Raw genomic sequence first — 26,033 nt, forward strand, 5'->3', positions numbered from 1 at the left:
GACCTCAGTGTTTCGGCTGGCGTCGGGGTCTTGGACAGCTCATAAGGGGTGCTCCGGCAGGATTCGAACCTGATCTGACCGAGGTCGCTGAACGGGCGGGCAACAGTGTTGAAGTCCTCCTCGGCCGGTATGTCAAGCGCCTGGACGGCAGGCAGGAAGTCGCCAATCGGCGCATTGAAGATCTTCTTCGAGAATAGGAGCGAAGGAGAGAGAGCCTCGACGTCTCATACTGCGCCCGTGGACATATCCGATGACGGCCAGAGCCTGGATCCTCAGTGGCTCGACGTGAACAACAACGTCTGTGGCGTTGTACAAGGCTGCCGAGACGCCGCACCCGTCGCTGCCGCCTTCGTCCGCGCCGGCTGGTCTTCGCGCTCGTCGTCCTGGCCCGGCTACGAGGTGGAGACCAGCTGGGGCCAGATCGAGCTGGATCCGATCGAGACGCGCGAGGTTCTACTCAACGGAGTCATCGCCCCTCAGCGCCTCGACGACCTTGCCGGCCTGCTCAGCCGCTGCGGCCTCCGGTTCACTCTGGAGCTGTCTGACGACAGCGGCGCCCTGGTACGAGGAGAGATACGAGCCTGAGTCCCAACGCGTGCGCGTGGCCCCTGGATCCGTCCGGAGGCCTTCGCTGTTCCTGGGGGTCCCTCGGATTTTCGGGGCTGACCTGGGGCGATGCCACCAATATCCTGTCCACGAATAGTCCGCAGGCGCCGACATGGAGCCGCTCAGGGCGGCATACAACTGCACACGTCCGTAGACACACGAAGACCCCGTCCTCAGCGAAAGCGCTGGTGGCGGGGTCTTTGGGCACCTCATGCAAGGTGCCCCCGGCAGGATTCGAACCTGCGCACACGGCTCCGGAGGGCACGACTAACCGGGCGGGAAGTCCCCCTGTGAACTGCACTGATTGCGCTGCGTGATCCAAAACGAGCGCAACTCACTCGCCACTCACTCGGAGGGAACTTTTCGCGCTCGGCCAGCCATCCGGCGCCAGACACCACGAGGGCGCGGTCGTCGGGCTGTGCCCTCATGTCGTTGTTTCTCATCGCGGGCCGCCCGTCGACGGCCTGGGGTGGGCGGCTTCCGAGGGCCGGCAGATTTACAGAGATTGTGGAATCTGCTTCAACACGAACGCACCCGACCTGCAAGAACGGCAGCATCGGACCTTCGGCTGCTGGTCACCGACCACGCATCGTCCACAGGCTCCCCCGCGAGGCGCGCCAAGGCGGTCTTCCGCGCCAGCCCTCATCTCGAGAAACATGGTCGTTGCCGCAATCCATAGCAACCACCCCACATCGGCAGCCAGGAGTCTATAAAGTGATCTACGACACTGGGGAGGGGTCATGTTGGGATGGGAAGCCGTTGCGGTCAAGTTGGCTGGCAGTGCACTTAGGGCAGCAAGCACCGCGATCATGCGAGCGGTCACCGCTCCGAATCATGGAGCCCTCACTACTGAAAACCCCGCCAGGGGGCGGCTGGCCAACAAGATCATCCCGGCGAGGCAAGTCCAAGATAAAGATATCCGCCATTTCTCAAAATTTGTGACCTCTGCGCTTGATCCTGTCATTGCTGCGGAGTTTCGCAACATCCCGGACAGTGAGGTTACTGCCGCCGCTACAGCAGCCAACGCAGCATTTACTGCCACGCGAGTCGACATTTTCGATTGTAGTTTGGACCCAGCCACATTCGCGGACGCCGTAATTAAGGAAACAGACGGAAAAGCGGCCAGCCGAGCCCTCAGTGAAGAGGGTGAACAGCTATACCAGCGAATGATTTTCGAGTGCTCGGCACAGGTAATCCACTTCGTTTCTACCTGGCCTTCATTTCTCGCGGTGGTGAACAAGGAGCAACTTGCTCGGATTAATCAGCTCCTTGTTGAGACGGACCGCGTACGCTGGGCCGTATCTGGAGAAAAAGACACGCACGTCCGTCGATTCGAAAATCGATACATGCGGTACGTTGTTCAAAAGCTCGACCAGCTCGAACTCTTTGGACTAACTCTCGCTAACCCCGAAGCCAAGACGTATCCTCTGAGTACTGCATACATCAGCTTGGCCCTCGCAGACGCTGGCACCCAGAGTCACGGAAAATCCGTTGACGGTAACCTTGACTTCGCCAGCAAAAGCACTCGGCAGGATGCCGACGAGGTTTCCGGGACTCCAGGCAGCCTTCGTTCTGAGGCCGCACTCGCTAGATTCCCTCGAATTTTGCTCCGCGGAGACGCCGGATCAGGGAAGAGTACTCTGCTTTTTTGGCTGGCTGTTAATGCCGCCCGAGGCACACTCGAAGACGAGTTGCTGACCCTCGCTGATCATATCCCCTTCGTGCTGCCGCTCCGCCGATTCGCCGACAGAGACCTCCCGGCACCCGAGGAGTTTCTAAGCGAAATCGGCAGGAACTTGGCTGGCGAAATGCCCGATGGCTGGGTTAACTCGGCCCTCAGGACAGGACAAGCCCTAGTTCTGATAGATGGAGTTGACGAACTCCCGGAGAGCCGGCGCGAGGAGGCAAAAAGGTGGCTTCAGGACCTAGTCTCCATATACCCACAATGCCGCTATATCGTGACCTCTCGGCCGGCAGCCGCTGAGGAAAAATGGTTGGCGCGCGATGGATTCGTTGCTCTCGACCTTTTGCCCATGGGTAAAGGTGACATAGAGAGCTTTATTCGTCATTGGCACGAGGCTGCCCTTGAAGCTATGGGCCCTGACGCGGACGACACCGACGACGACCTCGACGTCTTCCAATCGGAACTGATCACACAGGTAAATACGCAGCGCCAGTTGAGACGCCTGGCGTCCAACCCGCTTCTCTGCGCTCTTCTCTGCACGCTAAACCGTGACCGGAGGATGCAGCTACCTCGCGGCCGCATGGAACTCTATGCAGCAGCCCTAGAGATGCTGCTCGTAAGAAGAGATAACGAGCGGAAAATCGCCCACCCCAACACCCCGACACTGACCCTTCACCAAAAGAAGCGCATACTTGGAAATCTGGCTTACTGGTTGCTGCGGAACGGCTGGACCGACTGCACCACCACACAAGCTATCGAACAAATCCAGAACGCTCTCAGCGGCATGCCAGCTATCAGCGATGATGCGGAGAATGTTTACAAGTATTTGATGGTGCGGAGCGGTGTGTTGCGAATGCCTGTCGAAGGACGGGTAGATTTCGTTCATCGCACCTTCCAGGAATACCTCGCCGCAGAGAATCTGATAGCCCTCAACGACATCGGCGTCCTCATTGATCACGCCCATCTGGATCAATGGCACGAAGCGGTAACCATGGCCGTTGGTCATGCGCGCCCAAACGAGCGGCAACAGATCCTTAACGACCTTTTGCAACGCGGAGACGCAGATCCTGCGTTCACCACGAGGCTGCACCTGCTCGCAGCAGCTTGCCTTGAAAACGCCGACGAACTCGACCCAGTAACCTACAGAAGTGTTCGCGATAGTGCCGAACGCCTCATCCCGCCGACGAAATTCTCCGAAGCGAAAGAGCTGGCAGCTGCTGGGGAGACGGTTCTGGCCCTCCTTCCCCGGGCTCACAAGGGACTGAAGGTCAACCAAGCGGCTTCCACCGTGCGTGCCGCCGCATTAATTGGTGGTGACGCCGCTCTAGAGCTGATCTCCTCATACGGGCCAGATAGCCGAGTAGCTGTGCACAGAGAACTGGCGCGAAGCTGGAACCAGTTCGACGTCAGAGAGTATGCGATTCGCGTGCTGTCGAAATCGCCCTGGTTCCGAAAGTCGCTAGATCTCAGCTACCCCGAGGTGCTCGATTCTATTGGGCAGTTCGAGGAGCTGGTTCGACTAAACCTTGGGTTTCTGGTCACTGACCTAGGATGGGTTCGAAATCTTCCTCATCTTAGACACTTGTCTGTATCGGCATACGATGGCCGCTTTCGGGAAGAAGAGCTTGCCGGTATTGCAAATTTGACGGAGCTGAACATCAGCTTCGCCGACGAAGATGGGTGGAACGCGTGTCTGCCGCGCATGGACCGCCTTGAAAGGCTTACGTCCCTCAGTCTGCGAGGCCGCTGGCATAGGACATCTGTGGCGGTGGATACCGGAGCTCTACCACCCATGCCTGGCTTGAGGGAACTAAGCCTGGTCAGATGTGCCAAGCGACCTCTGGTCGGCGAGGCAAGTCGTTTTCCATCCCTCGAAGAATTGTCACTCCATTCGAATAATAATATCGACTTGCAGGGAATTGGCGATTTTGGCGCTCTTAAACGCCTAGCTCTCCAATTCTTTGCAGGAATCGAGAATGTCGAGGAACTAGGTCGCCTCAAATCGCTCGAGGCCGCAACGGTACTGCTCCATCACGGAGCAAGTGAGTCATTGCAGCGGCTGGCAGAAAATGTCCACTCACTGCGCTTGTTGCAGGTTGGGATCTATTCACACACGTCAGCGCCGGCACAGCTAGACCTCACATGCTTCCGCGAGGCGGGAAAGCTAGACATCCGTGTATTTGCATACGGCCCCGTCGAGGTACTTGCAGACGGAGTCGGTGAAGGGGTGAAAGTGCACGTGGATTATCGGAAGTGGTGACCGAACCGAGCCGTAGAGGTCTGCCTGACTTCGCCTCACTCGGGAGCGCGGCACGGTGTCGTGAGGTAGGAGGAGCTGGCCACTGTGCGCTGAGGGGCCCGGGTGGACGGGGTAGCCAACGAACCCTTGCGAGGAAAACGCTGTCTGTGCTGCACGTAGTGGATTTACCATCACGATGAGTGGCGGCCATAGCCGCTGTAGCTAGTGACAACCCGGGGGCCGGAATGGTGCTACCGCATCAGGCGTTGCAGCGTCTCGTTCAACCAGCGCGTGAGCGACTGGCGTCGTACAGTCCAGCGGTTCTGCGCTCCACTGTCCCCGTCAGCCATGAGGCTTGGCTGAACGGTCTGGCGCATGCTGGATTTTCGCGCCACGAAAATCCTCTCCAAGTCGAAATAGACGAACTAGCCACAGCAGTGGGTAGCGGTGATGCTAAGGGCGTCCGCCTTAAGAGTTTCACCTTAGTGGAGCGCGCAGAAGATATTTCTTCAGATTTAGGCGTTCTTGCCGCATGCGTGGCGGCTGCCGGGCGAGTGGACAGCCTACTCGGAGAGCTGAGAAGGCTGGCGGGCGCCGCAATAAGTAGTTGCATCGGGGAGATGTCTTCTGCGAGTTTGGTGGACGCGGAGATATCGCTTAAATTAGAAATTGAGCGACTCTATGTTGACGTTGATGGCGAATCTGATGAGCCATGCCGACGGGCGTTTGGTGTCGACAGGGAAGATGCAGTTGACGCTAATGGAATATTCTCGGCGTCCCGCCTCTATGGTCTCTTCTATGGTCGGTATGGTGAACTGCTATCCAGAGTAGAAAAGATCTGGTCATCCTTCACGGACACTCCGCCAATCCTGCAAAATTCGCTTGCGCCGTCATGGATGCTCGTGCATGCAACGCAGCCGTTGACTTTGTTCCGTACCTTTTTGTTTGCCAGGGAACAGATACAGAACAGCTTCTCGGCGAGTCCAGTGGAGACCGCGAAAGTTCTCCGCGAGTACAAGATGCGGATCGACAGGAGCAAAGCGAACCACGCGGGTGCGGTCCGGATACAGAAGGCCTTGCAGTCGAGTGAGACACGTGCAGAGAAGGCGGAGTTAACGCTTGATCTGTACCGAAGGTTGGTCGAAGGTCAATTTCGACCCTGGGTTTGGACGCTGCTGCAACTCAGAGGTCGCGTGGGGGCGAGGATGCCCGAGCTTAGCTCCCTGCGTGATCTGATGATTGCCGACGGGAATCGCGTTTTCGTGGATGCTGCTCAAGCAATTCTGCCAGCGGCGCGGAATGCTGCAGCGCATGAGGACTTCGTTTGGGATGATGACCTGGAGAAGATACACATAGGTGAAGCGACTACCTCTGTTTCAGAGCTAGAGGAAGCTATGACGCGAGCCTATGAATTCATGTGCGGTTGCGAGTGCGCGATAGTTGACTGCCGGGCCGCGGACGATGCTCTTTATGCAGCTATGGACTCGGAAGATCCTCCACTTGGCGTTCCGGCTCAGAATTTATCTATGGCTGTTAACCTTTTTGGGACGAACGGTCTCAGGGTTCTGATGCACACCATGGATCGCGGAATTTTCTCCGTACACGTGGAGAGTTGGGAGCTTGATTCCATCAACCCAGGGCTCCAGGCCCTAACTGTGGCGTCTCAACTACTCCCCAAGGCGCAAAGGTTCCAAGTTCGAGTCGGAGATTCCAAAATAATGGCGGCTGATGTTGATCGGGGCCCCCTCGAAAAGAACTGGCGTGTTTGGCGCAGTGCTCGAGTCCGATTCAATGAGATGCCACTGAGTACGTTCCTGCCTGCGAATGCTGCGGTGCGGTTGGCGGTCGAGCAGCCGATGCAGGCGTCGCGGGCTGTAGCGTGGATGGCGTTGGATGATGCCTTGCACGCCTTTGAGGATGTAGCCGAGGAGCGTGATAATTCGCGAGGTATGAGGCAAAAGTGGCCTCGACTGCAAGCTCACATCGAGTTGATTTGCCTGGCGTTAGAATTGGCGAATGAAGTCATCGGGGAGATTGATGGTGATGCGGCAGCCTCGCAGGTTGTCCTCGAAAAAATAGCCAGGGAGGTATCTAAGCCCACACGCCAAAGGGTGCAGACGTTCTTGGCGAGCCTCCTTCGAGATATGGGGCGGCGGTGGACTGAACTCGGTCCTGTCGCGATACTTCCGACACTGGATGCGGATGCGTTGGAATGAACGGCGTAGAGGTGAGTTCGCTTACCCGTTGGGCGGGCCGCCCTGACCTGCGGTGTGCTGCGGGCTCCGTGGGAGCCTAGGCAGCGAGCAATCGGAGCTATGCGAGAGGAGCCGATGTGGCCGATGCCAGTCCACGTGGGACATACCTGGTCATCTCGGAGGCCTTGCGGAGGGAGATCGAAGGGAGCGAGGCCGGTGATGCTCTGCCGTCGGAGGCCCACCTCATGCGCTCACACGGCGTCTCCAGGAACACAATCCGTCGCGCTCTAAAGGTCCTTGAAGGCGAGGGGGTACTGGAGTCCGCGCCTGGGATCGGCTGGCGGGTTGCCCGTAGTGGTGACCGGCGGACCCTCGTTGAGCGGATGGTGGATGTGCTTGCCGAGGACTCCTTGGCCGTCGGGGACACGTACCCGTCTGAAGCGAAACTTTGTGAACGCTTCGAAGTTTCCCGGACGGCAGTACGTCGTGCTCTCGCTCAGATGGAAGGAGCCGGGTTGCTCGACACCGTCCATGGCAAGGGCCGGACCGTTCGCGCTCTCCCGTCAACCAGCCTGCGGCCGTAGCCTTGGCCGCCATGGGACTGACTGAGTGGGCGTACTCGCTCTCCGAATCGCTGCTGTCCGATCCGCTGCCGCGCCGATGGGCGCACTCCCTCGGAGTTGCCAAGCGTGCTCGTTCGTTGAGCCCGATCCTCGGTGACGATGCAGAGCTGTTGGAAGCGGCCGCGGTATTGCACGACATCGGGTACTCGCCGGCCATCGCCGCAACTGGCTTCCATCCGCTGGACGGCGCACGCTTCCTGCGAGAGCAGGAGCAGGCGAACGAACGCGTTGTTTCCCTGGTGGCTCACCACTCGTGCGCCCTGCTGGAAGCAGAGGAGCGCGGGCTCAGGGGGGCCCTGGAGGGCGAGTTCGAGCTGGAGCGTCCGGAACTGGTGGACGCCCTGGTCTTCTGCGATATGACGACAGCGCCGGACGGGACGCCGACCACCCCGTCTGATCGGCTGGATGAGATCGTGCAGCGATATGGTCCAGGCACGATCGTCGGGAGATTCATCCAACGAGCCGCCCCTGAGATCCATGCGGCAGCAAGGCGTGTCGAGGGTCGCTTGGTGCAGGCCTCGGCAGATGGTCAGCCGATGTAGGGCTCGTGGCGCGAGGCGTCCAGACCGTGCCGGATACGCAGCATCATCGAAGGATGGATGTCCAGCCCGTCAAGGTCCGCTGGGTTGACCCAGCGGACCTCTTTCGACTCGCTGCTCGTGCGCAGGGACCCGCCGACGGGGTGGGCACGGAAGCAGATTGAGAATTGCTGGCGGACCTCTCCGTCGTCGTAGGCCAGAACGTGTTGAGGATCGGTATACAGACCAACGATGCTGTCCACCTCTACATCGATGCCGGTCTCCTCCAGGACCTCACGGACCGCGGTGTCAGCGATGCGTTCCCCGATGTCGTGGCCGCCACCGGGTAGTGCCCACAGGTCGTTGTCTGTTTTGTGGATGAGCAGCAAGCGGCCTGCATCGTCCCGAACCACGGCCGTCACTGAGGGCACTACTGAATTGGCTCTGGGGGCGGTTGGGTCGCGGAAGTAGTCGATGCGGCTCATCAGTGGGTGCCCTCCCAGTCGGCAGGCGAAGAGATCGGGCGGCCCGACTCCCAGACCTTCTCAACGCTCTCAGCGTAGGCGTCGAAGAGTTCGCCCCCAGGCACCCGGCGTAGATGTAGGACGGGCGCCATGTAGGCGCCGACGCCGTAGAGATGTCCGTTCGCCAGCATCTCGTCATCGGCTTGATAGATGGAGTTGTAGAGGGTCGTGCCGTGCAGTCGGAACTCCACGCCGGGGAGGCCGAAGAGGGGGCCGTAGTTGACCAGGGCGTTCCGGATCTTGCCCGCCATCGTGGCGCCGATGCCTTCATCTTCGCCGCGTACGGCGACGGCGTGGGACGTCGGTTCTCCCAGCATGAAGCGGATGGGCACACCGTCGGCTGACTTCTCTTTCACGATGCGGTGGAACGTCGCATCCTCCGTGAGCCAGAACCCGGAGTACACCAAGAGGTCAAACTGGCGGGTCGCTTTGGAGTAGAGGCTCGTCCAGAGGGTTTGCATCACGACGGACCGATGCGGATAGAGCCGGACCAGCTCCGCGTTGCCGGCAGCTGTGACCTCGGCGGATGTGCGTTCGTCGGGCCACAGGTAGGAGACCTCGCACCTCAATAGCGATGCGGCTGCGTGCTGGAAGCGGCGGTATGGCTTGCGCTCGGGCTCGTTGATCCACCGTTCGACGGTCTTGGGTGCGACCCCGAGGCGTTCCCCGACCTCATCGAGCGTGAGGCCCAAGTCCACTATCGCGCCGCGCAGTCGCTCGTTGGCCACGTCCAACCTCCGTCTAGCTGGGACGACTTGGTACGACTTCACGCTAGCCAAGAACGACCCGAGCCGTACAGCTGCGGAGTCGAGCGTCGGCGTCACTGGCGCCAATCTTTAGGTACATCGAGCACGAGGGGCTCGCGGGACCAAAAAGCTGAAGGGCTTGACGGGGTGAACTCCTCTCTGCAAGATGAGGAACACGTAATACATGTACCGCATAGCGCCCGGAGAGGCCCCGCGAAGGCGGGCTCCCTCGAAGGAAGCGTTCGTTGTTTGAGAACTGAACAGGGTTACGAGGTTGCCGCCTCCTACGTAAAGGCGGCCGGCGCGGCTTAGGTCCGCGCACTCTCAACGTTGCCTCCGCACGTGTGCGGCGGACGGTTGCCTCCGCTGCTCGTCTCGTACGAGCAGCGCTGAGGGGAGCCGGAACACAGGAAGGAGCCCGTGATGGGGCTGTTCGGAAGTTCGTCTAGGGCTGCTGAAGTGGCCAAGCCCACGCCGAAGGGTGAGTGCCCGCAGTGCTGGAACCACGCCCATAACCGCGAGGTGCACGGGGGGCTTCGAGGGGACTGCCCTCAGTGCGTGGACCACATGGTCAACGGCTGCCCCGGCTTCAACCGCCGTTGAACTGCCGCTCGTTGCGCCGCAGCCCCGGCATGTTGCCGCGAGGGCGCCGGATCGAAACCGGCTCGGGGCGCTGTCGCCCTCTTGGCGGCTCCCGCCTGAGCGCGGCCTTCCCCTCTTCTACGGCGCGCGGCTCCCGGGATGCACCCCGGGAGCCGCTGTTCGGGCCGTACCTACTGCTAGGGAGACACGACCCATGAAGGACATTGTCACTGTTCAGGACGCTGTTACGGCGTTCGCTCCGTTCATGGAGCCCACGGACGCGGAGCTGGACGCCATCGAGCAGGAGGCGCCGCTGATTGACGCGGAGCTGGAGTTGCTGGACGTGCAGATCGCGCTGCTTGACCGGCCGATGACGCCGCTGGGTGAGCGTCGGCTGCGGCGGGCCGCGAACAAGGTGCTGGCAGCGCGGTGCGAGGTCACCAACCGGCTCAGCGAGGTTCGAGAGGGTGACGCCGCATGATCCGCATCGTCACCACGCCCCGCCTCGAAAGCCTTGAGTGCGCCTCCCGTACGGCCCGCGACCAGGTGCGAGAGGTCGCGGGGTCCGCGAACGAGGCGTTCGGCGAGCACATCCGCGAGCTGTACGCCCTCACCGACCGCGCCGAGCGGGCCGAGGCGACAACGTCCGAGGTGGCCGCCATCCTGAAGCGGGCGATGGAGGAACTGGCCGCGGCGCAGAAGGAACTCCTCCTCACAGACATCGAGATCCGCAGGCTCCGCCAGGAGCTGGAGAGCGAGCGGCTGGAGGGGCGGACGCTCACGGTGCTGCTGCACCACGGCGAGCCCCACACCGTCTACCGCTACCGCGAGGACGCCTATGCCGACACGGCCACGCACGGCGTGGACGCGTGGGGGCCCGCCAGTGAACGCCCGGCGGCTGACGTTCAGTGGCGCTGTGAGGCGTTCATTTACGACGCCGCCTCGAACGGGTTCCGCCGGGCGTTCATGCCCGCTCCGGAGCCGATCGGGGGTGGGGCGTGAACAGTGTTCAGACGCGTTCAGCCGAGCGCGCGTTGTCGGGCGGCACGTGGTTGATCGTGTGCGGGGCGATGCTCTACTCGATCCTCACCGTCACGCCGCTGATGGCCAAGCACACGGCCCCCCAGTGGGCGTGGACGGCTCCAATCCTGCCGCTCGTGGTGGATGCCGCAGTGGTCATCGTGGTCAAGCTCGACGACGTCCTGGCCCGCCTGGGCGGGCACGGCGGGAACTGGCCCATCGTCCTGCGGTGGATGACCGGCCTGATGACGTGGGCGCTCAACATCGCCGACTCCGCACTGAAAAAGGACCTGGTCGGCGTGGCTGTCCACTCGGTGGCGCCTCTGCTGCTGATCGTTACCGCGGAGACCAGCCTCGCCTACCGGCGGGCCATCGCCGCCGCCGTAGCGGCGCTGGAAGCCGAGCGGAGGGCCGAGCGCGCACAGCGCGAGCAGGAGGCCCGGGAGCGTTCCGAGCAGGCCCGTGCGGACGCGCGGGAGGAGCGCGAGCACGCCGCTCTCGTGCTGCGTGAACAGCGTGACCACGAAGCTTCGCTGGCCCGCGAACAGACCGAGCGGGAGGAGCGCCGGCGGCGTGAGGAGCGCGAAGAGCGGGAGCGGGCCAAGGCGGCTGAGCGGGAGATCCGTGAACGCCGTGAACGCGAGCGTGAACACCGTGAACAGGAACGCGAACGCCTTGAACACGAGGCCCGCCAGCGGGCCGAGGCCGAGCAGCGCGAGCGTGCCGATCGGGCGGCTCGTGAACAGCGTGAACGCCAAGAGCGCCTGACCCGTGAACGCGACGCGCTCCTCGCGCGAGGACCGGCGCAGGGCAAGCTCGAGGAGGATGAGGCCCGCCAGGTCGTGGCAGCGGCCTACGAGGTGGCGCTGTCGGTGCGGCAGGCTGTGGAGCTGTGCGGCTGGTCGGTCGGGTGGGTGTCCTCCCGCTACGCCGAGCAGCGCGACCCCAGCGACAGCGGGGCTGAGCTGGCCATCGCGAGCCAGTGATGGCCACGCTCCCCGTCTACCGGTGGCGCCTGGCCCCGGACGGCTACGCCACCTACCGCCAACTCCGCGTCCTCGGGCTGAGGCCCGGCGGGCAGGACGTCGCCTTGCAGATTGAGCGGCCCCGGCGGCGTCGGGGCCCGCTGGTCGCTTACCTCTACCGGATCGACCTGGCCCTTCCCGTCCGTCCGATGACGCCGGCGAAGTGGGCGGCCCTGGCCAAGGCCAACGTCGCCCGCCGTATCTGTCCCAAGTGCCGGCGCGACGCCGGATACGTCATCCCCACCTCGCTCGGCATGTGCGGCCCGTGCGCCGCCCCCGAGGAACAGCGCGCCGCCTGAAATCCCCCATGAACTGGGAGTTCTGCATGGAACCGAGCCCTCGCGTGCGCCGGACCCTGAGCGCCGCCTTCATCGTCGTCGCGCTCGCCGTCGCCACCCTGATCGGCGGCCACCTCCACTCCTACGGGGTGCCGTTCGCCCTGATCACCCCGTGCGTGCTCGCAGTCCTCTCCTCCGCGCTGTGGCTCCTGTCGCAGGTGGAGGCCGCGTACTTCAGCGCGGTGCACCGCTGCACGGTCAAGGGCTGCACCTTCCAAGTCCGCGTGCAGCACGTGGACGCCGCGGAGAACCGCCGCTGGCAGGAGATCGCCGCCGCGCACCCCACTCACAACGCCGTCTGAACAGCGCGTTCCCCACACAAGCGCAGGACCCGAACGCACCTTCTCACGAGCTCGTTCGGGTCCTGCTTTTCACTCCGGAAGGAGTGCCTTCAGCATGACCGACACCAGTACGGAAGCGGTAGTGGCCCCCGCCACCACCGACACCCCGCCCGTCCCGGCCCCTGCACAGGCTGTGGACAAGGCGGAGCAGAAGAACAGCCAGGTAGAGGACGCGCCCGGCGGCTGGCCGGTCGCTCCGCTGGCCCTGTCCGGGGCGAATGCGACCGTCTCCACGATCGCGGCGGCCGGGCTGGTCGGCGGGCCGATCGCCGCAGCGGTGGCCGCAACCGGCATGGCGGTCCTCGGCACCGTGGCCTCCTACCGAAGCCGCAACCCGCGCCCGAAGCAGGCCGCACAACGCGCCGCCGCCCGCACAGCGGCCCGCCAGCACGCTGGCGGACTCAACACCGCCGGACGCAAGTCCAGTTCAGGCGGTGGTCGTACAGCTAGCGGATCGGGCAAGGTGCCCGGTCAGAAGCGGCGCGGGCCGGGCGCCGGTTCAGGGCGCGGCGGGGCCGGTCAGGGCAAGTCCGGGGCAGGCAAGCAGCGCGCGCCGGTCTCCCTGAACAAGTCCGCCGGTCTCAAGAGCGGCGGCAGCGCTGCTTCGGGGGCGTTGTCCAAGGCGGGGCAGGTCAAGGCGCTGCGTAGGGCGCAGAAGCAGGCCGGGGCCATACGGGCGCAGAAGCGGCAGCAGGGCACCGCCGCACGCCGTGCGGTGGCTGATGCCCGCCGCAACACTCCGAAGCCCAACAAGCCCAGGGCCGGCACGAACAAGCCCGGTGCCGGCAAGGCGCGGGCGCGGTCGGGTGGTCTGGCGGGCCGGATGCTCGGGGGCGCGGGCCGCAAGGCGCGTGCGGTCAGGCAGGCGGCCATTGCCAAGCAGCGGGCGCGCCGGGATGCGGCCACCGCGCGGAAGGTGGCCGGCGGGCGGTCGGCCGTGCGTAAGGCGCCCGCCCGGCAGGCCGCGCGGAAGGCGCTGCGTCGCTCTGCAGGCCGCTTCCACGGGCGCCGCGTCCTGGCCGCCCTGCTCGCCCTGCCGATCGGTCTGCTCGGTTTCCTGGCCAGTCCGTTGGGCCGGAAGTTGGGCCTGCCCTGGCTGGTCCACCCCGGCCGGCGCCTCTACCGGCGGCTGACCAGCGCGGCCCGTGACCAGCGAAGCGAGCGTGACGAAGCGATCCGCGAGGAGCAGGCCGCCGCGGAGGACGCGGCCGATCAGGAAGCCGCCAAGGACGTCACGGACGGGCTCGGGGACCAGGTGGACCGCCCGGCCGGGCCCGTCCCGAACAGCACCGATCACACATCGACCAGTAGTGAAGGAGAGCACGTGTCCGGGTTCCGGTTCGAAGAGCACGCCGCGGAGATGGAGCAGGCCGCGCAGGCGTATGACCCCGAGGACGCCATGGAGATCCTGACCATGGTCGAAAGCCTCCCCGCCGCGCTCACCTCGGTGGCGAACGTGATGAAGACCCTCGCGGAGCGCGCCGACTCGGAGTTCCCGCTGGAGAAGGAGGTGGCGGACGGCTTCAGCGACATCTTCGGCGCCCTGATGAGCGCGGTCGCGGTCGCCGAGGACATGGGGCCGCTGTTCCGCCAGGCCCACGAGCACGACATCGCCCGTCACGAGGACCCCCGCAACGGCCCTGAGGCCGAGAAGGGCTGGAACGTCTGACATGAGTGCCACCACTGCCGCAAACAAGAAGAAACAGGCGGACAGTGGCCCGGTGCTGGACTGGACCGCCGGTCACGGACCCGTGACCGGCGCCCTGTCCGCGACCACCGGAGCCCTGGCCATCGCCACCACCGGCGCCGCCCTGTCCATGCCCCCAGCCTGGGCTCTGGCTGTCGGCGGCGCAGGCGCCCTCGGTCACACCGTGGCCGGGCTCAAGGTCCGCAACGCGGGCCGCACCCTCGCCTTCAAGGCCGCCTCCTGGCTGGTCGGCGCCGGATGGACCACCTGGGCCATCACCACCGGCCCCCTCTCCTGGGCCGCCCTAGGCTCGCTCGCCACGATCGGCGTCGGGATGGGCGCCGGCGCCCGCTCCGTCGCCCTGTATGAGGAAGCCCGCGAGGAAGAGGCCCTGGCCGCGGAGCGGCGCCAGGTCGCGCGTGAGGTGAGCGCGGAGCGGCGGGCGATCGCTGCCGCGTGGGTGGAGCGGATCCAGCGGATCTGCAGTGTCACCGTGAAGGTGCTGGCGGTGGAGATGTGGGAGACCGGCAACGGCTACTCCCTCGATCTCGAACCGACCGGCGGCATCACCTACGACCGGCTCGCGCAGCACGGTCCCGCCCTGTCGGCGGATGCGAAACTGCCGCACGGCTGCACCGCGTCCTTCGGCCCCGGCGTCGACCAGGGCCGCGCGATCCTGGACGTCACCAGCCGCAATGTCCTGTCTGAGCTGCGCGAATACCCCGATGATTACGGCCCGCTGTCCGTCCACACCGGCATCCCGTGGGGCTTTCGCACCAACGGCGACGAGGTACTGGCCTACGTGCGCGAACAGTGCGCCCTGGTCGTCGGCCCCACCGGTTCGGGCAAGACAAACCTCCTCCACGGCATCCTCGGCGGGTTCTCCCGCACCACCGACATGCTGACCTGGGTCATCGACCTCAACGCCGGATCCGCCGGCCTGCCCTGGGTACTTCCCGCGCTGAACGGTGAGCTGACCCAGGACAACGGCAAGCCAGTACGGCCCGGCATCGACTGGCTGGCCGGCACGTATGAGGAAGCCCTCAAACTGCTGGACGCTGCGATCGCCATCGGTCTGCACCGCAAGCGCGCCTACCAGAGCTTGATGGCAAAGCACGACACCGACCTGCTCCCGGTCAGCGCGGACATTCCGCAGATCATGCTGGTCATCGACGAGGGCGCCGAAATCCTCGTCTCGACGGACCGGCGGATGAAGGAACTCGCCAAGCGCATCCTGGAGTTCATCCGCATGCAGCGCGCCATGGGCGGTCGCACGGTCATCACCGCCCTCGGCGCGACCGGCAGCGTGCTGGGCAATCTGATCATCCGCCGCGAGGCCAAGATCCGCGTGGCCCTGACCGGCGGCGAGACCGAGGGCATGGACCTGTCCAAGATGTTCCCCGGACGCCGCGGGCTGCGCGTGGACCAAGCTCCGTTCAAGGGCGCCGGGTTCATGGGCACCCTCGAGTCCCCCGGGGCGCTGTTCAAGGCATGGCGGATCAAGCCCTCCCAGATCCGCGACATCACCGTCGCCACGTCCGACCGGCACCCTCGCCTGGACGCCGTGTCAGCGAACGCAGCAGGCGCCGACTACGCACGGCGGTGGGACGCGGAGCGCACCGCGTGGATGCGCGACCTCGGACCGGAGACCGGCACCGAGCAGCCGGCTTCGATCTCGGGGAGCGGGCTGAACCTGTCTGCCCACCGCGTGGACCAGGCCGCAAAGCCGAGTGCGGACGATGACCTGATGCGCCGCTTCCGCGAGGAGATCGATGCCCAGTTCGCCACCGCGCCCGACCCGGACGCGCCGCCGGCCGCACCCGCGAACGGGCTGAACCTGTCCGCGCTGCGCGACCCCGGTGGCCGGGAGGACGGGCCGGACTGGCTCCCGGACGCGATCGCCGCGATCAAGGAAGCGGGGCGCGCCGGCATGAAGCCGTCCGCGGTCGCGGAGAAGGTCGGCCGCAGCCGTCAGGCCGTGCGCAAGGCCCTCAAGGACGCCGCCGAGCGCGGGGAGCTGGTCTATCAGGACAACGGGCCGCACTCCGTCTACGTCCACCCCGATCACGCCTGAGCCGCTCACTGACGGCTACTGGCTAGTGGCTACTGCCAACTTGCCACTAGAACATCCCTCTACTGGCCACCAGGGGCCTTCAACAGGCGTTATCCGGCTTGCCAGTAGCCACTAACCAGTAGCCACTACAACCACACACCGTCACCTAGCGCGGGCGGCATCCACACCACCGGATGCCGCCCGCTCCCCGTCCCGGGAGGCCATTCGTGCTTGTGACCCTGTCGGCCGTCGCCCTCTTCGGCATCCTCACCTTCGCCCTGCTGCGCGGCCGGATCGTCGGCCCGCTCGCCGCGACCGCGGTGTTCCTCTTCGGGTTCTTCACCGCCGACACCGGCGCCGCCGACGCCATACACGCCGTCCTGCGCGCCCTCATCGGCGCCGCCCAGAACATCTCCTGACCACATCCGACCGGAGGACCACCCGTGACCGAGAACGAGCAACTGCCAAGGGCGTGGTCGCCGCGGATGAGCGATGCCGCCGCCAACGCCGAAGTCCGACGCCTCATCAATGAGGCCTACCGCCCCGCAGCGCCGGTGCGGCAGATACCGACCTACTTCAAGGACGACACCCCGGCCCCGCCCTTCGGGGACGCCGCCCCTGTCCACCAGGACGACCGCCGCATCGTGCCCACCTGGGCTGCGGGTGTCGCGGTCGCCTCCCTCGGCATCGGCGCCGGCACCACCGGCATCGGCTGCGGTGCCTGGCTCGTGCTGAAGGGATTCGCCTCCATGAGCGTCACCGGAGTCATCGCCATGGGCGCCCTGTTCACCGGCCTCGCATTCGCCGCCCTCTCCATCGGCGTCGCCATCTCCCGCGCCAGGCGCAGCGTCTCCAAGGCCGTCTACACCGGGCCAGTCACCAAGAACACCCACGTCACCACCCACGCCCGGGGCGCCTTCGCCCGCTCACACACCCACCTGCACAACTGACCAAGGAGGCCGCATGACGACCACCACCGCCGATGCTGCGACGCTCCCCCGGCAGGCAGCCGAGGCCATCCGCGCGTTCAACCACCTCACCTTCCCCAACTCCCCGACCAAGCCCGGCCTGACGTACCCGGACGAGGCGTACGACGCGGTTGGGGCACTGAAGACCCTGGCCCAGCGGCTGCCGCAGGCCATGGAGCAGATCGGCACCGCGCTCGATGTCCTGGGCACCAACGACCACCTGGGCTCCGCCATCGGCGAGGACCCGGCCCGGCACGTCGCCCTCGTTCAGGAGTTTTTGAGCACGGCAATGGACTGCGCCGGAGGGCTCGCCCAGTGCCTGGAACTCGCACACAGCGAGGCCAGCCCACTCACCTACACCGGCCCCGAAGACGGGCCCGAGGAAGAACCGTGCGGAGAGGCCATGTGCCAGTGCTCCTGCATCGGCACGCTGCATCCCTGCGGCTGCGACTGCCCGCACCCCGACGACTGCGACTGCAACTTCTACGACGCCCGCGACCAGTACTAGGCGGGAGTGCTGGTCATGCCACTTCTGGACTGGCACGGCGCACAGCACTGCGACCACACCGGCCCCCGTCCCTGCGCCCTGTGCGGCAAGCCCACCCCCCTGCGCTCCCACGACGGCGAGCCCGCGCACAAGGTGTGCGCGGAGGACTGGAACGACCACCACCCCGACGCACCGCGCCACCTGCACAAAGGTCACGACCGCGGAACCGTCCGGTTCCACAGCGATGCACCCAAGAAGGAGTCCTGATGTCGTTCGGAGAGACCCCGATCACCGTCATCGGCAACCTGACCGCCGACCCGGAACTCAAGTTCACCGAGGGCGGCGCCGCGCTCGCCAAGTTCACCATCGCCGCGACCCCGCGCACCTACGACAAGGACTCGGGTCAGTGGAAGGACGGCAACGCGACGTTCTTCCGCTGCGCCGCGTGGCGACAGCTCGCCGAGCACGCCGCGGACTCCCTGACCAAGGGGGCTCGGGTCGTCGCCCACGGGCGGATCCGGCAGCACGACTGGAAGACCGACCAGGGCGAGAACCGCTCGATGCTCGTCATGGAGGTCGACGAAATCGGCGCGAGCGTCCGGTTCACCACCGTCACCATCAACGCCAAGCGCCCCACACAGTCCGCCCCCGCGGCCGGTGACGACGCGTGGAACACCCCCGGCAGCGCCGCACCGGCCAGCAAGCCAGAGAGCGACGAACCCCCCTTCTAGCTACGCCAAGGGCGGCCCCCGCATCTCGCCAAAGAACTGGGGCCGCCCTTGCCAGCCGGCACCTCTGAGTGGACGCCGGTATCCGTAGTGTGCCGCCAGGCCATCGCCTGGACCAGCTACAGAGGCCCTGCTGGGGAGTTGGTCAGCCCGAGGTCTGCGCGCATGACGGCGCGCATCTCCTCCCACCGCTCCCAGATCCAATGAAGATAGGCCTCGATCACTTCGAATGTGTCGCCCGGATCCGGGTTGCCTTCTTCCAGGCACTTGGTCCTGCGGTATCCCTCGGACAGCGCCTTGGCTACGTCATCGAGCTGAGCGAGCACAGCAGGTGAGGCGACCATCTGGGCTTCGGCGAAGGCGGCGTGGTGAGCCATGCGTGCTGCCTCCAGTTCGTCCTTTCCTGCCTCGGTGACCTCGCCGCGATGCACGTGCCACAAGTAGTTCATCTGCTGAGTGCGGTAGCGGCGGTAGGCCGCGTTCGTCTCGATGTAGCAGGTGCGGCGCACGGCAAGTTCTGACTGCTGCTGTTCGCGTGCCCACTGCGCGTGGGCTGCCTGCTGCTGGCGCTCGAACTCCGCCTTCTGAGCTCGTGCCCCGGATCTGTGGGCCAGGACCGGCGCGAGTAGGGTCCCGGCAACACCTACGACTGCTGCAACCAGCGCGATGGCAGCGCTTCCCACGGCATCCCCCTCTCGCTTGAAGGCTAGGAATTGGCCCGGTGCGTGTTCCAGTGCGCTGCCAGCCATACCCGGTGCTCTGGACGCAGGTCCAAAGCGAGCGGCTTGCCGTGGAGTTCCGCGTAGGCGGGATAGGCGTCCAGTTCAGGGCCTGCATCCAGGAGGCCTGTTTCCGGATTGACAGCAATACGGCCCTTGTCGAACAGTCGGTGCAAGTCCCGGCGAAGAAGCAGTCCGCCGAAGTCGTGGTGTTCCCCTGATTCGGCGTAGCTGTACAAGTGCGCTGCCTCGAGCACATCGGCAGGGGCCGGGCCGCTGATGGCGCACTGCTCGCCCTGCTCGCGCAGCAGCACTGCCCGGAAGGCCGTCTGCCCCACGCGGGCCCGGACTTTCGCGAACCGGTGGCCGCCGGGGATGGGCACCCGCTTGTGCTTCTGGCCGACCAGGCCGGACACAGCGTCCGCCTGCCTGGTCGCCATCAGTGCATCGCGGACCTTCTCCCAGCGGGCCGGGCGCATGCTCAGCTGTGAGTTCGGCGAGTCACACAGGGCCCGCAGTTCCGCACCGGTCAGCAGGCCCCGTCCGTCGATCCAGGTCCGCCCATGTCGGGACCGGTAGGTCGTGACTGTCTTCACCTTGTGACCTGGCGTGTCGAAGGTCGCGCTGCACTGGTTGCAGCGGCAGGCGGGAGTCATCCGGGACCGCCGCTTGAAGTCAGCCTTCTTGCACGCCGGACAGAAGTAGACGGTCTTGTCTGCTGTGCCGGTGTCGATGCCGTGGATGACCGAGATGCCGATCAGTTCCCTCTTGTCCCACAGCGCGATCACGTCCCCCACAGTCAAGCGGCTGTGGTTGGGAACTGTGCTGTCCCAGCTGTAGTGCTCACTCGGGTTGTCGTCGTATCCGTCGTTCCCGCCGTACTGCCGTGCATCGCCCACCGCCAGCACCAGCCAGGCCGTCGTCATTGCGCCCCCTTCAACTCACCACAAGCCGGGGCAGCCGCTCTCTCGCCAAAGACCGCGGCTGCCCCTCACCCCAGCTCACTGACAGAACTGGAGAGGCCAAGCATGACCCAACCCACTGACATCCGGCACCGGGCCAGCCAACGCCCGTGCCTGCTCGATGACTTCTGCTGCCAGGGCGGCGCAGGCATGGGCTACCACCGGGCCGGGTTCGAGGTGACCGGCGTCGACAAGGACGCCCAGCCCCGTTACCCGCTCGCCTTCCATCAGGCCGACGCGATCGAGTTCATCCGCGAGTTCGGCGCCGGCTTTGACTTCATCCACACCTCACCGCCCTGCCAGCACGACACCGACTGCCAGCGCATCCGCGGCAATGCCCACCCCGACCTGATCGCCCCGACCCGTGAGGCTCTGAACGCGACGGGGCGGCCATGGGTGATGGAGAACGTCCGCGGCGCTGCCGCCAAGCTGCGTAACCCGGTGATGCTGTGCGGGACGATGTTCGGGCTCAAGACGTACCGGCACCGGTTCTTCGAGACCGGCGGCGGATTCACTCTCACTCCGCCCGAGCACCCGGTCCACACGGTGCCGCAGGCCAAGATGGGCCGCCCCGTTCCGCCCGGCTGGTACGGGCAGTACGTCGGCAACTTCTCCGGCGTCCAGGCCGCGCGAGACATCCTCGAGGTGCCGTGGATGAACCGCGACGGCATCCGCGAGTGCATCCCGCCCGCCTACACCCAGTTCATCGGCCACGCCGCCCACGCTCACCTGCGCACACGGCTGGGGGTGGCGGCATGACCAGCCTTGCCCTGCTCGCTTCGGCGCTGGAACCGGTCCGCCGCGGCTGGCACGTCTTCCCGCTGCGTCCCGGCGACAAGCGGCCCGCCGGCCACGCGGAACGGCTCTGCCCCGGCACCGGCCGCTGCACTAACGGTCACCGCAAGCCCGAACAGCGCGCCACCACCGACCCCGACCTGGTCACCGCCGCCTGGACCGTCCAGGCGTACAACATCGGGATCGCGACCGGCCCCTCTGGGCTGCTGGTCGTCGACCTGGACGTGCGGAAGCCGGAAGAGCAAGAAGGAACGCCTGACGGCGTCGAAAGTCTTTCTGCGCTCTGCGAGCGCGCCGGCCAGACCCTCCCGCCCACCTACCAGGTGCGGACCCCCACCGGAGGACAGCACCTGTACTTCACCCAACCCGCCGGGACGCGGCTGCACTCGAGCGCGGGCCGCCTGGGGCACCACATCGACACCCGCGGCTGGGGCGGCTACGTCGTCGCCCCCGGCAGCACCACCCCCCACGGCGCCTACACCGTCACCGACGAATCCCCCGTCGCCCCACTGCCCGTCTGGCTCTCTGAACAGCTCTCCGAGCGGCCCAAGCCCGCCCCGCACACGGTCATGACACCGGTCCGCGACGGCACCAAGGCCGCTCAGGTCGCGCTGGATCGTGAGTGCGCCGTGATCCGGGCTGCGGGCGACCACTCCCGGAACAACACCCTGCACAAGAGCGCGTGCAAGGTGGCCCGGTTCGTCGCCTGGGGGAACATCAGCCGCTCCACCGTGGAGGAAGCAATCCAGGCGGCGGGGGAGTCAACGGGACTGTCCGTCGCCGAGTGCACCACCACGATCCGCAGCGCCATGGACTGGATCCTCACCCACGCCACCCCCAGGGAGGCGACATGACCAGCCCCACCCCCGCTTCCTCCCCTGGATTGCCTCACCAGGCCACGACCGGCCGTGAGCACGCCACCAAAGCTCCTGCGGCCCTGGCGATGGTGCGGCCGAAGGACGACGCCGAAGGCGTCCTTTCAGCTCTTCCCTGCACCGTCCTCACCGAGGACGAAGCCAGCACCGCACCCGGCTACGGCCCGATCGCGTGGCTGACCGTGCAGACCCCCCACCGCCGCCCGCCGACCGCGACGTCGACCTGCGCCTGCGGCCGGAACCTGAGCGCCCGCGGCCGAGCGGACGTGCTCGACCTCATCGCCGCCCACGACTACCACCGCACCGCGTGCCCGCTGCGCACCACCACTCAGGAAGGGAGGAACGCCGCATGACCAGCCCCAATACGCCCACCGAGTCCATCGACGGCGCCGCGCTGCTCGACGAGGTCGAAGCGTTCCACCGCCGCTTCAACGTCTTTCCCACCGAACACGCCTATGTCGCCGTCGCTCTGTGGGACGCGCACGCTCACCTGATCGACGCGTTCGACGGCACCGCCCGCATCGCGTTCCTCTCCCCGGAACCCGGCTCGGGCAAGTCCCGCGCACTGGAGATCGTCGAGACCCTCACCCCGCGCGCCGCGACGACCGTCAACGCCTCGCCCAACGCGCTGTTCCGGCTGGTGGAACTGCCCGAGGGGCGGCCTACGCTGCTGTTCGACGAGATCGACACCGTCTTCGGCCCCAAGGCCGGGGACAACGAACCCGTCCGCGGGTTCCTCAACTCCGGCTACCGGCGTGGCGGCAAGATGCTGCGCTGCGTCGGCGACGGCGCCAACCAGGCCCCCGAGTGGTTCTCCTCGTTCTGCGCAGTCGCCATGGCCGGACTCGGCTCGCTGCCCGACACGATCCTGACCCGCTCCGTCATCATCCGCATGCGCAAACGCGCCCCCAACGAGACGTGCGAGCCCTACCGGCGCCGCAGCCACGAGAAGCAGGGCCACGCCCTGCGCGACCGGCTCGCCGACTGGGCCGCCACCGTGCACAACCAGGTCACCGACGCGTGGCCGGAGATGCCCGAGGGCGTCACCGACCGACCCGCCGACGTGTGGGAACCGCTGCTCGCGGTCGCCGACGCGGCCGGCGGGCACTGGCCCGAGCGCGCCCGCGCCGCCTGCGTCGAGCTCATCCGGTCCGCCTGCATGGACGACGACGCCTCCCTTGGTGTCCGGCTGCTGACAGACCTGCGCGACCGCGTGTTCTGCGGCGCCGACCGCATGCCCACCGCCGCCATCCTCGAAGTCCTCCTCGGCCTCGACGACGCGCCCTGGGGCGACATCAACGACGACGGCAAGCCCCTCACATCCCGGGCCCTGTCCAAGTTCCTCGGCCAGTACATGACTGCGAACAACAAGCCCATCCGCCCCCGAGGCATCCGGATGGGCAGCAGCACCCCCAAGGGCTACTACGCGGAAGACCTCACCGATGCCTGGGAGCGTTACTGCCCCCCGCCCCCTGAAATCCGCAACATCCGCCACGCCGCAACACCGCAGCTCACAGGGGGTGAATCTGTGGCGGATAGCGCGCCTGTGGCGGATGAAAACCGCCACACGACCCCGGAAGCTGCCACGTTCCCGCTCCATCTCGCGGGCTGACCTCCGACCCCGTTGATAGGTGCCGCCACCCCGGTGTGGCGGCACCTATCCGCCACACAACCGCTATCCGCCACAAATCCAAGCCGCTGACCTGCAATGTTGCGGCGTGGCGGATGTTGCGGATTCCCCAGAGGCGGTCGACGTCTCTCAAAGCTTCGCTCCGCGAACGGAGAACCAGTTCATGGCCAAGCTCCGCGACGAAATGTTGACCATTCCCGAGGTCATTGAAGAGATCGGCGTTCCGCGAGCGACGTTCTACCGCTGGCGCCAGCTCAGGAAGGGACCTAAGTCCATCAAGCTCCCCAACGGCGCGGTTCGCATTCGGCGATCGGAACTGGAGCGCTGGATCGGAACGTTGGAAGAGGCCGCGTGACCTACCGCAACACCCCGAACGCCCAGGGCGCCCGCGAGAGCGGGCGCCCGCCCGCAGCGGAAGAGCCGACGCTTTCCACGGATGTGCGGGTGTGGAAGATCAACCAGGTACGGAGCAAACGGGCGCCGTACCAGCTTCGTTGGACGGTGGGGGGCAAGGTCAAAACGGCCAGCTTCGCCACCGTCACCCTCGCTGATCATCGTCGCTCAGAAATCGTGAGGGCGATGCGCAAGGGCGAGGCTTTCGACGTGGTGTCCGGGTTGCCTGAGTCTGAATTCAGAGCGGCTGCCGCCAAGGCGAACGCCAGGCCCGATCCGTCCTGGTGGGATTTCAGCCGCGAGTACATGGCGAGCCGATGGCGTACGTCTGCAGCCAAGACACGAGAGGGGCTGGCGGACAGCCTCGCGACGGTGGCGCTCGCGATGATGGAGGACGGAAAAAAGGCGCCCGCGCCCGAAGAGGCACGCTTGGCGGTCCGGTGGGCTGTCGTACCGACACACGAGGGCGAAGAGCCTCCCGTGGACCTCGCGGGAGCCTGCACGTGGCTTAAACGCCGCTCGCTTCCCCTGTCGGCTCTCACTGACCCAAGAGTGATCCGGGATATTCAGTACCGGCTGTCATTCAAACTGGACGACAGCCCGGTGGCGGGGGAGACCTACAAGCGTCGGCGCCGCGGGTTCAACACCGCAATGGAGTACGCGATTGAGTGCGGGTACTTGGACGTCAACCCCCTCGCTGGAGTCAAGCGCCCCGGCTCCACCCGAGGAGACGTCGTGGACCCCCGGGTCTTGGTGAACGCGGTCCAGGGCGGCCAGCTCCTCACGGCGGTCTCGTACGTCGGCTCGGTGCATCGCAACCGCGGCCGCCGTCTGGTTGCGTTCTTCGCCTGCCAGCTCTACGCAGCCATGCGGCCGGCCGAGGTCGTTGGTCTCCGTGAAAGGGACTGCCACCTGCCTGAGAAGGGCTGGGGAACCCTCACTCTCCAGGAGACTCGTCCGGTGTCGGGCAAAAAGTGGACCGACTCGGGCGAGCGGCATGACAAGCGAGGGCTGAAGTCTCGGGAGGTCAAGGCAGACCGGCCAGTACCCATCCCGCCCCCGCTGGTCGCGATGCTGCGCGAGCACGTCAGGGAGTTCGGTGTGGCGACGGACGGCCGGATCTTCGCCAATGAGCGCGGCGAAGTGCTGGGGACGTCCAGCTACTGGCGGGTGTGGCAGGAAGCGCGTCCCATCGCGCTCCCGCCGGACAGGGTGGATTCACCGCTCGCTCATCGTCCCTACGACCTGCGGCACACCTGCATCACGAACTGGCTGAACGCGGGAGTCCCCGTTGCCGAGGTCGCCCGACGCGCGGGCAACTCGCCCGAGGTTATTCACCGTCGGTACGAGGGTTGCATCGACGGCCACGAGGAGGTGAACAACAAGAAGATCGAGGAGGCGATGGGGTGGGGCGAGGAAGGGGCCTGATTTCTCACTCGCCACTCACTCGCGATCAGCGGTTGAGAACGACAAAGAGCCGGACCCAGTGGGACTGGGTCCGGCTCTTCATGCTTGGCACTTGCGCAGGTCAGAGACTTGATCACCCTGGTTACTGCGAAGTGCCCCCGGCAGGATTCGAACCTGCGCACACGGCTCCGGAGGCCGTTGCTCTATCCCCTGAGCTACGGGGGCGTGTTCGCCGCGGCTGGCGTGGCGACGGGTAGAACCCTACCAGCTCTGTCGCGGTCCCCATGAACAGTTATTTCGCTGCTGACGTGGCGTCCTGGGAGGGCTCTCTGCGGGGGCGCGCGAGGGTGGTAGTCCCCTGTAGGGGGCGGAAGTGGGGAAAACCCGGACGCGGTGGCGTCGGCGGTCCTACTCTCGAGTTGTGCCAGGCGCGTCCGGCCGAGTGCTTGTTGTGGACGACAACAAGGTGATTCGGCAGCTGATCAGGGTCAATCTCGAGCTGGAGGGCTTCGAGGTCGTGACCGCGGCCGATGGTGCCGAATGTCTGGACGTGGTGCATCAGGTTCGGCCCGATGTGATCACCCTGGACGTCGTGATGCCCCGACTCGACGGGCTGCGCACCGCCGCGCGGCTTCGTTCCGACGCTCATACGCGCGGTGTCCCTGTCGTGATCGTCAGCGCTTGCACCATCCAAGAGGTCGATGCCGGACTCGATGTCGGGGTCGACGCCTTCCTCGCCAAACCCTTCGAGCCCAGTGAACTGGTACGGGTCGTGCGGCAGTTGAGTGAGCGCGGGCGTGACGGCGGTCGCGGTGCCGAAGAGGCCGAGCGCGCCGGGCGTGCCGGAGGCTAGGCGGTACGGGGGATCCGAGGGTGTCCGTATGCCGG

Annotated in this window: 28 protein-coding genes and 1 tRNA gene; 24 read left to right on the forward strand and 5 right to left on the reverse strand. The window is 65.8% G+C overall.

The features are described 5' to 3' along the window. Window positions 1-237 precede the first annotated feature (237 nt). From ACFC96_RS30940 to ACFC96_RS30960, 5 genes are all read left to right on the forward strand, one after another. Complete coding sequence (locus ACFC96_RS30940; RefSeq protein WP_376225552.1) at window positions 238-585, forward strand: hypothetical protein; 348 nt, start codon at window positions 238-240, stop codon at window positions 583-585. A gap of 761 nt (window positions 586-1,346) precedes the next feature. Further along, window positions 1,347-4,550 (forward strand): NACHT domain-containing protein, encoded by a 3,204-nt coding sequence (locus ACFC96_RS30945; RefSeq protein WP_376615196.1) that lies wholly within the window; start codon window positions 1,347-1,349, stop codon window positions 4,548-4,550. A gap of 245 nt (window positions 4,551-4,795) precedes the next feature. Continuing rightward, window positions 4,796-6,745: a hypothetical protein gene (locus ACFC96_RS30950; RefSeq protein ID WP_376615198.1), complete on the forward strand. Its 1,950-nt coding sequence runs from the start codon at window positions 4,796-4,798 to the stop codon at window positions 6,743-6,745. Window positions 6,746-6,861: 116 nt separating this feature from the next. After that, complete coding sequence (locus ACFC96_RS30955; RefSeq protein ID WP_376615200.1) at window positions 6,862-7,308, forward strand: GntR family transcriptional regulator; 447 nt, start codon at window positions 6,862-6,864, stop codon at window positions 7,306-7,308. Between the two features lie 11 nt (window positions 7,309-7,319). After that, on the forward strand, window positions 7,320-7,889 hold the full coding sequence (locus tag ACFC96_RS30960) for an HD domain-containing protein (RefSeq protein ID WP_376615202.1): 570 nt from the start codon (window positions 7,320-7,322) through the stop codon (window positions 7,887-7,889). On the opposite strand, the gene ACFC96_RS30965 is transcribed toward ACFC96_RS30960, so the two are convergent. Further along, entirely contained in the window at window positions 7,877-8,350 is a 474-nt protein-coding gene (locus ACFC96_RS30965; protein WP_376615203.1) for an NUDIX domain-containing protein, read from the reverse strand. The two genes, ACFC96_RS30960 and ACFC96_RS30965, sit on opposite strands and share 13 nt — an antisense overlap. Further along, window positions 8,350-9,117 carry a helix-turn-helix domain-containing protein gene (locus tag ACFC96_RS30970; RefSeq protein WP_376615205.1) on the reverse strand — a complete coding sequence of 256 codons (768 nt, stop codon included), beginning with the start codon at window positions 9,115-9,117 and terminating at the stop codon, window positions 8,350-8,352. Before ACFC96_RS30970 ends, ACFC96_RS30965 begins: the two co-directional genes overlap by 1 nt. A gap of 814 nt (window positions 9,118-9,931) precedes the next feature. Between ACFC96_RS30970 and ACFC96_RS30975 the strand changes: the two genes are divergently transcribed. The 12 genes from ACFC96_RS30975 to ssb all read left to right on the forward strand — a co-directional run bounded on the left by ACFC96_RS30975 (window position 9,932) and on the right by ssb (window position 18,367). Further along, a complete protein-coding gene (locus tag ACFC96_RS30975) occupies window positions 9,932-10,198 on the forward strand; it encodes a DUF6284 family protein (RefSeq protein ID WP_376615207.1) in 267 nt (88 codons plus the stop codon). Next, a complete protein-coding gene (locus ACFC96_RS30980; RefSeq protein ID WP_376615209.1) occupies window positions 10,195-10,719 on the forward strand; it encodes a hypothetical protein in 525 nt (174 codons plus the stop codon). The genes ACFC96_RS30975 and ACFC96_RS30980 overlap by 4 nt, the downstream gene beginning before the upstream one ends. After that, window positions 10,716-11,723 (forward strand): DUF2637 domain-containing protein, encoded by a 1,008-nt coding sequence (locus ACFC96_RS30985; RefSeq protein ID WP_376615211.1) that lies wholly within the window; start codon window positions 10,716-10,718, stop codon window positions 11,721-11,723. The genes ACFC96_RS30980 and ACFC96_RS30985 overlap by 4 nt, the downstream gene beginning before the upstream one ends. Further along, a complete protein-coding gene (locus ACFC96_RS30990) occupies window positions 11,723-12,061 on the forward strand; it encodes an RRQRL motif-containing zinc-binding protein (protein ID WP_376615213.1) in 339 nt (112 codons plus the stop codon). The genes ACFC96_RS30985 and ACFC96_RS30990 overlap by 1 nt, the downstream gene beginning before the upstream one ends. A gap of 26 nt (window positions 12,062-12,087) precedes the next feature. Then, window positions 12,088-12,402, forward strand: a complete 315-nt coding sequence (locus ACFC96_RS30995; RefSeq protein WP_376615215.1) for a hypothetical protein — start codon at window positions 12,088-12,090, stop codon at window positions 12,400-12,402. A 94-nt stretch (window positions 12,403-12,496) separates the two neighbouring features. Beyond that, complete coding sequence (locus tag ACFC96_RS31000; protein WP_376615217.1) at window positions 12,497-14,110, forward strand: hypothetical protein; 1,614 nt, start codon at window positions 12,497-12,499, stop codon at window positions 14,108-14,110. A 1-nt stretch (window position 14,111) separates the two neighbouring features. After that, the gene (locus tag ACFC96_RS31005; RefSeq protein ID WP_376615219.1) at window positions 14,112-16,202 is read left to right on the forward strand and encodes a hypothetical protein; all 2,091 of its coding nucleotides are present in this window, start codon (window positions 14,112-14,114) and stop codon (window positions 16,200-16,202) included. Between the two features lie 206 nt (window positions 16,203-16,408). After that, on the forward strand, window positions 16,409-16,600 hold the full coding sequence (locus ACFC96_RS31010) for a hypothetical protein (RefSeq protein WP_376569229.1): 192 nt from the start codon (window positions 16,409-16,411) through the stop codon (window positions 16,598-16,600). 24 nt (window positions 16,601-16,624) lie between these two features. Further along, on the forward strand, window positions 16,625-17,131 hold the full coding sequence (locus ACFC96_RS31015; protein ID WP_376615221.1) for a hypothetical protein: 507 nt from the start codon (window positions 16,625-16,627) through the stop codon (window positions 17,129-17,131). Window positions 17,132-17,144: 13 nt separating this feature from the next. Next, window positions 17,145-17,657, forward strand: coding sequence for a hypothetical protein (locus ACFC96_RS31020; RefSeq protein WP_376615223.1), 513 nt, complete (start codon window positions 17,145-17,147; stop codon window positions 17,655-17,657). Between the two features lie 15 nt (window positions 17,658-17,672). Continuing rightward, a complete protein-coding gene (locus ACFC96_RS31025; protein ID WP_376615225.1) occupies window positions 17,673-17,903 on the forward strand; it encodes a hypothetical protein in 231 nt (76 codons plus the stop codon). After that, window positions 17,903-18,367 carry a single-stranded DNA-binding protein gene (gene ssb / locus ACFC96_RS31030; RefSeq protein WP_376615226.1) on the forward strand — a complete coding sequence of 155 codons (465 nt, stop codon included), beginning with the start codon at window positions 17,903-17,905 and terminating at the stop codon, window positions 18,365-18,367. The genes ACFC96_RS31025 and ssb overlap by 1 nt, the downstream gene beginning before the upstream one ends. Before the next feature lie 116 nt (window positions 18,368-18,483). Here the strand turns inward: ssb and ACFC96_RS31035 are convergent, their stop codons facing one another. Next, window positions 18,484-19,047 (reverse strand): hypothetical protein, encoded by a 564-nt coding sequence (locus tag ACFC96_RS31035; protein ID WP_376615228.1) that lies wholly within the window; start codon window positions 19,045-19,047, stop codon window positions 18,484-18,486. Between the two features lie 23 nt (window positions 19,048-19,070). Continuing rightward, window positions 19,071-20,009 (reverse strand): HNH endonuclease, encoded by a 939-nt coding sequence (locus ACFC96_RS31040; protein WP_376615230.1) that lies wholly within the window; start codon window positions 20,007-20,009, stop codon window positions 19,071-19,073. Between the two features lie 102 nt (window positions 20,010-20,111). On the opposite strand from ACFC96_RS31040, the gene ACFC96_RS31045 reads away from it, so the two are divergent. From ACFC96_RS31045 to ACFC96_RS31070, 6 genes are all read left to right on the forward strand, one after another. Beyond that, window positions 20,112-20,804, forward strand: a complete 693-nt coding sequence (locus ACFC96_RS31045; protein WP_376615232.1) for an SAM-dependent methyltransferase — start codon at window positions 20,112-20,114, stop codon at window positions 20,802-20,804. Beyond that, window positions 20,801-21,694, forward strand: a complete 894-nt coding sequence (locus ACFC96_RS31050; RefSeq protein ID WP_376615234.1) for a bifunctional DNA primase/polymerase — start codon at window positions 20,801-20,803, stop codon at window positions 21,692-21,694. The genes ACFC96_RS31045 and ACFC96_RS31050 overlap by 4 nt, the downstream gene beginning before the upstream one ends. Continuing rightward, complete coding sequence (locus ACFC96_RS31055) at window positions 21,691-22,068, forward strand: hypothetical protein (protein WP_376615236.1); 378 nt, start codon at window positions 21,691-21,693, stop codon at window positions 22,066-22,068. The genes ACFC96_RS31050 and ACFC96_RS31055 overlap by 4 nt, the downstream gene beginning before the upstream one ends. Next, entirely contained in the window at window positions 22,065-23,327 is a 1,263-nt protein-coding gene (locus tag ACFC96_RS31060; protein WP_376615238.1) for a DUF3631 domain-containing protein, read from the forward strand. Before ACFC96_RS31055 ends, ACFC96_RS31060 begins: the two co-directional genes overlap by 4 nt. Before the next feature lie 181 nt (window positions 23,328-23,508). After that, window positions 23,509-23,700, forward strand: coding sequence for an AlpA family transcriptional regulator (locus ACFC96_RS31065; protein ID WP_266560077.1), 192 nt, complete (start codon window positions 23,509-23,511; stop codon window positions 23,698-23,700). Beyond that, entirely contained in the window at window positions 23,697-25,166 is a 1,470-nt protein-coding gene (locus ACFC96_RS31070) for a tyrosine-type recombinase/integrase (protein ID WP_376615240.1), read from the forward strand. Before ACFC96_RS31065 ends, ACFC96_RS31070 begins: the two co-directional genes overlap by 4 nt. Window positions 25,167-25,298: 132 nt before the next feature. Here the strand turns inward: ACFC96_RS31070 and ACFC96_RS31075 are convergent. Then, window positions 25,299-25,370: transfer RNA gene (locus tag ACFC96_RS31075), tRNA-Arg, on the reverse strand. 148 nt (window positions 25,371-25,518) lie between these two features. Here ACFC96_RS31075 and ACFC96_RS31080 point away from each other — a divergent pair. Beyond that, window positions 25,519-25,998, forward strand: coding sequence for a response regulator (locus ACFC96_RS31080; protein ID WP_376258168.1), 480 nt, complete (start codon window positions 25,519-25,521; stop codon window positions 25,996-25,998). Window positions 25,999-26,033 lie beyond the last annotated feature (35 nt).

Source organism: Streptomyces sp. NPDC055955 (assembly GCF_042270245.1).
GTDB lineage: Bacteria > Actinomycetota > Actinomycetes > Streptomycetales > Streptomycetaceae > Streptomyces.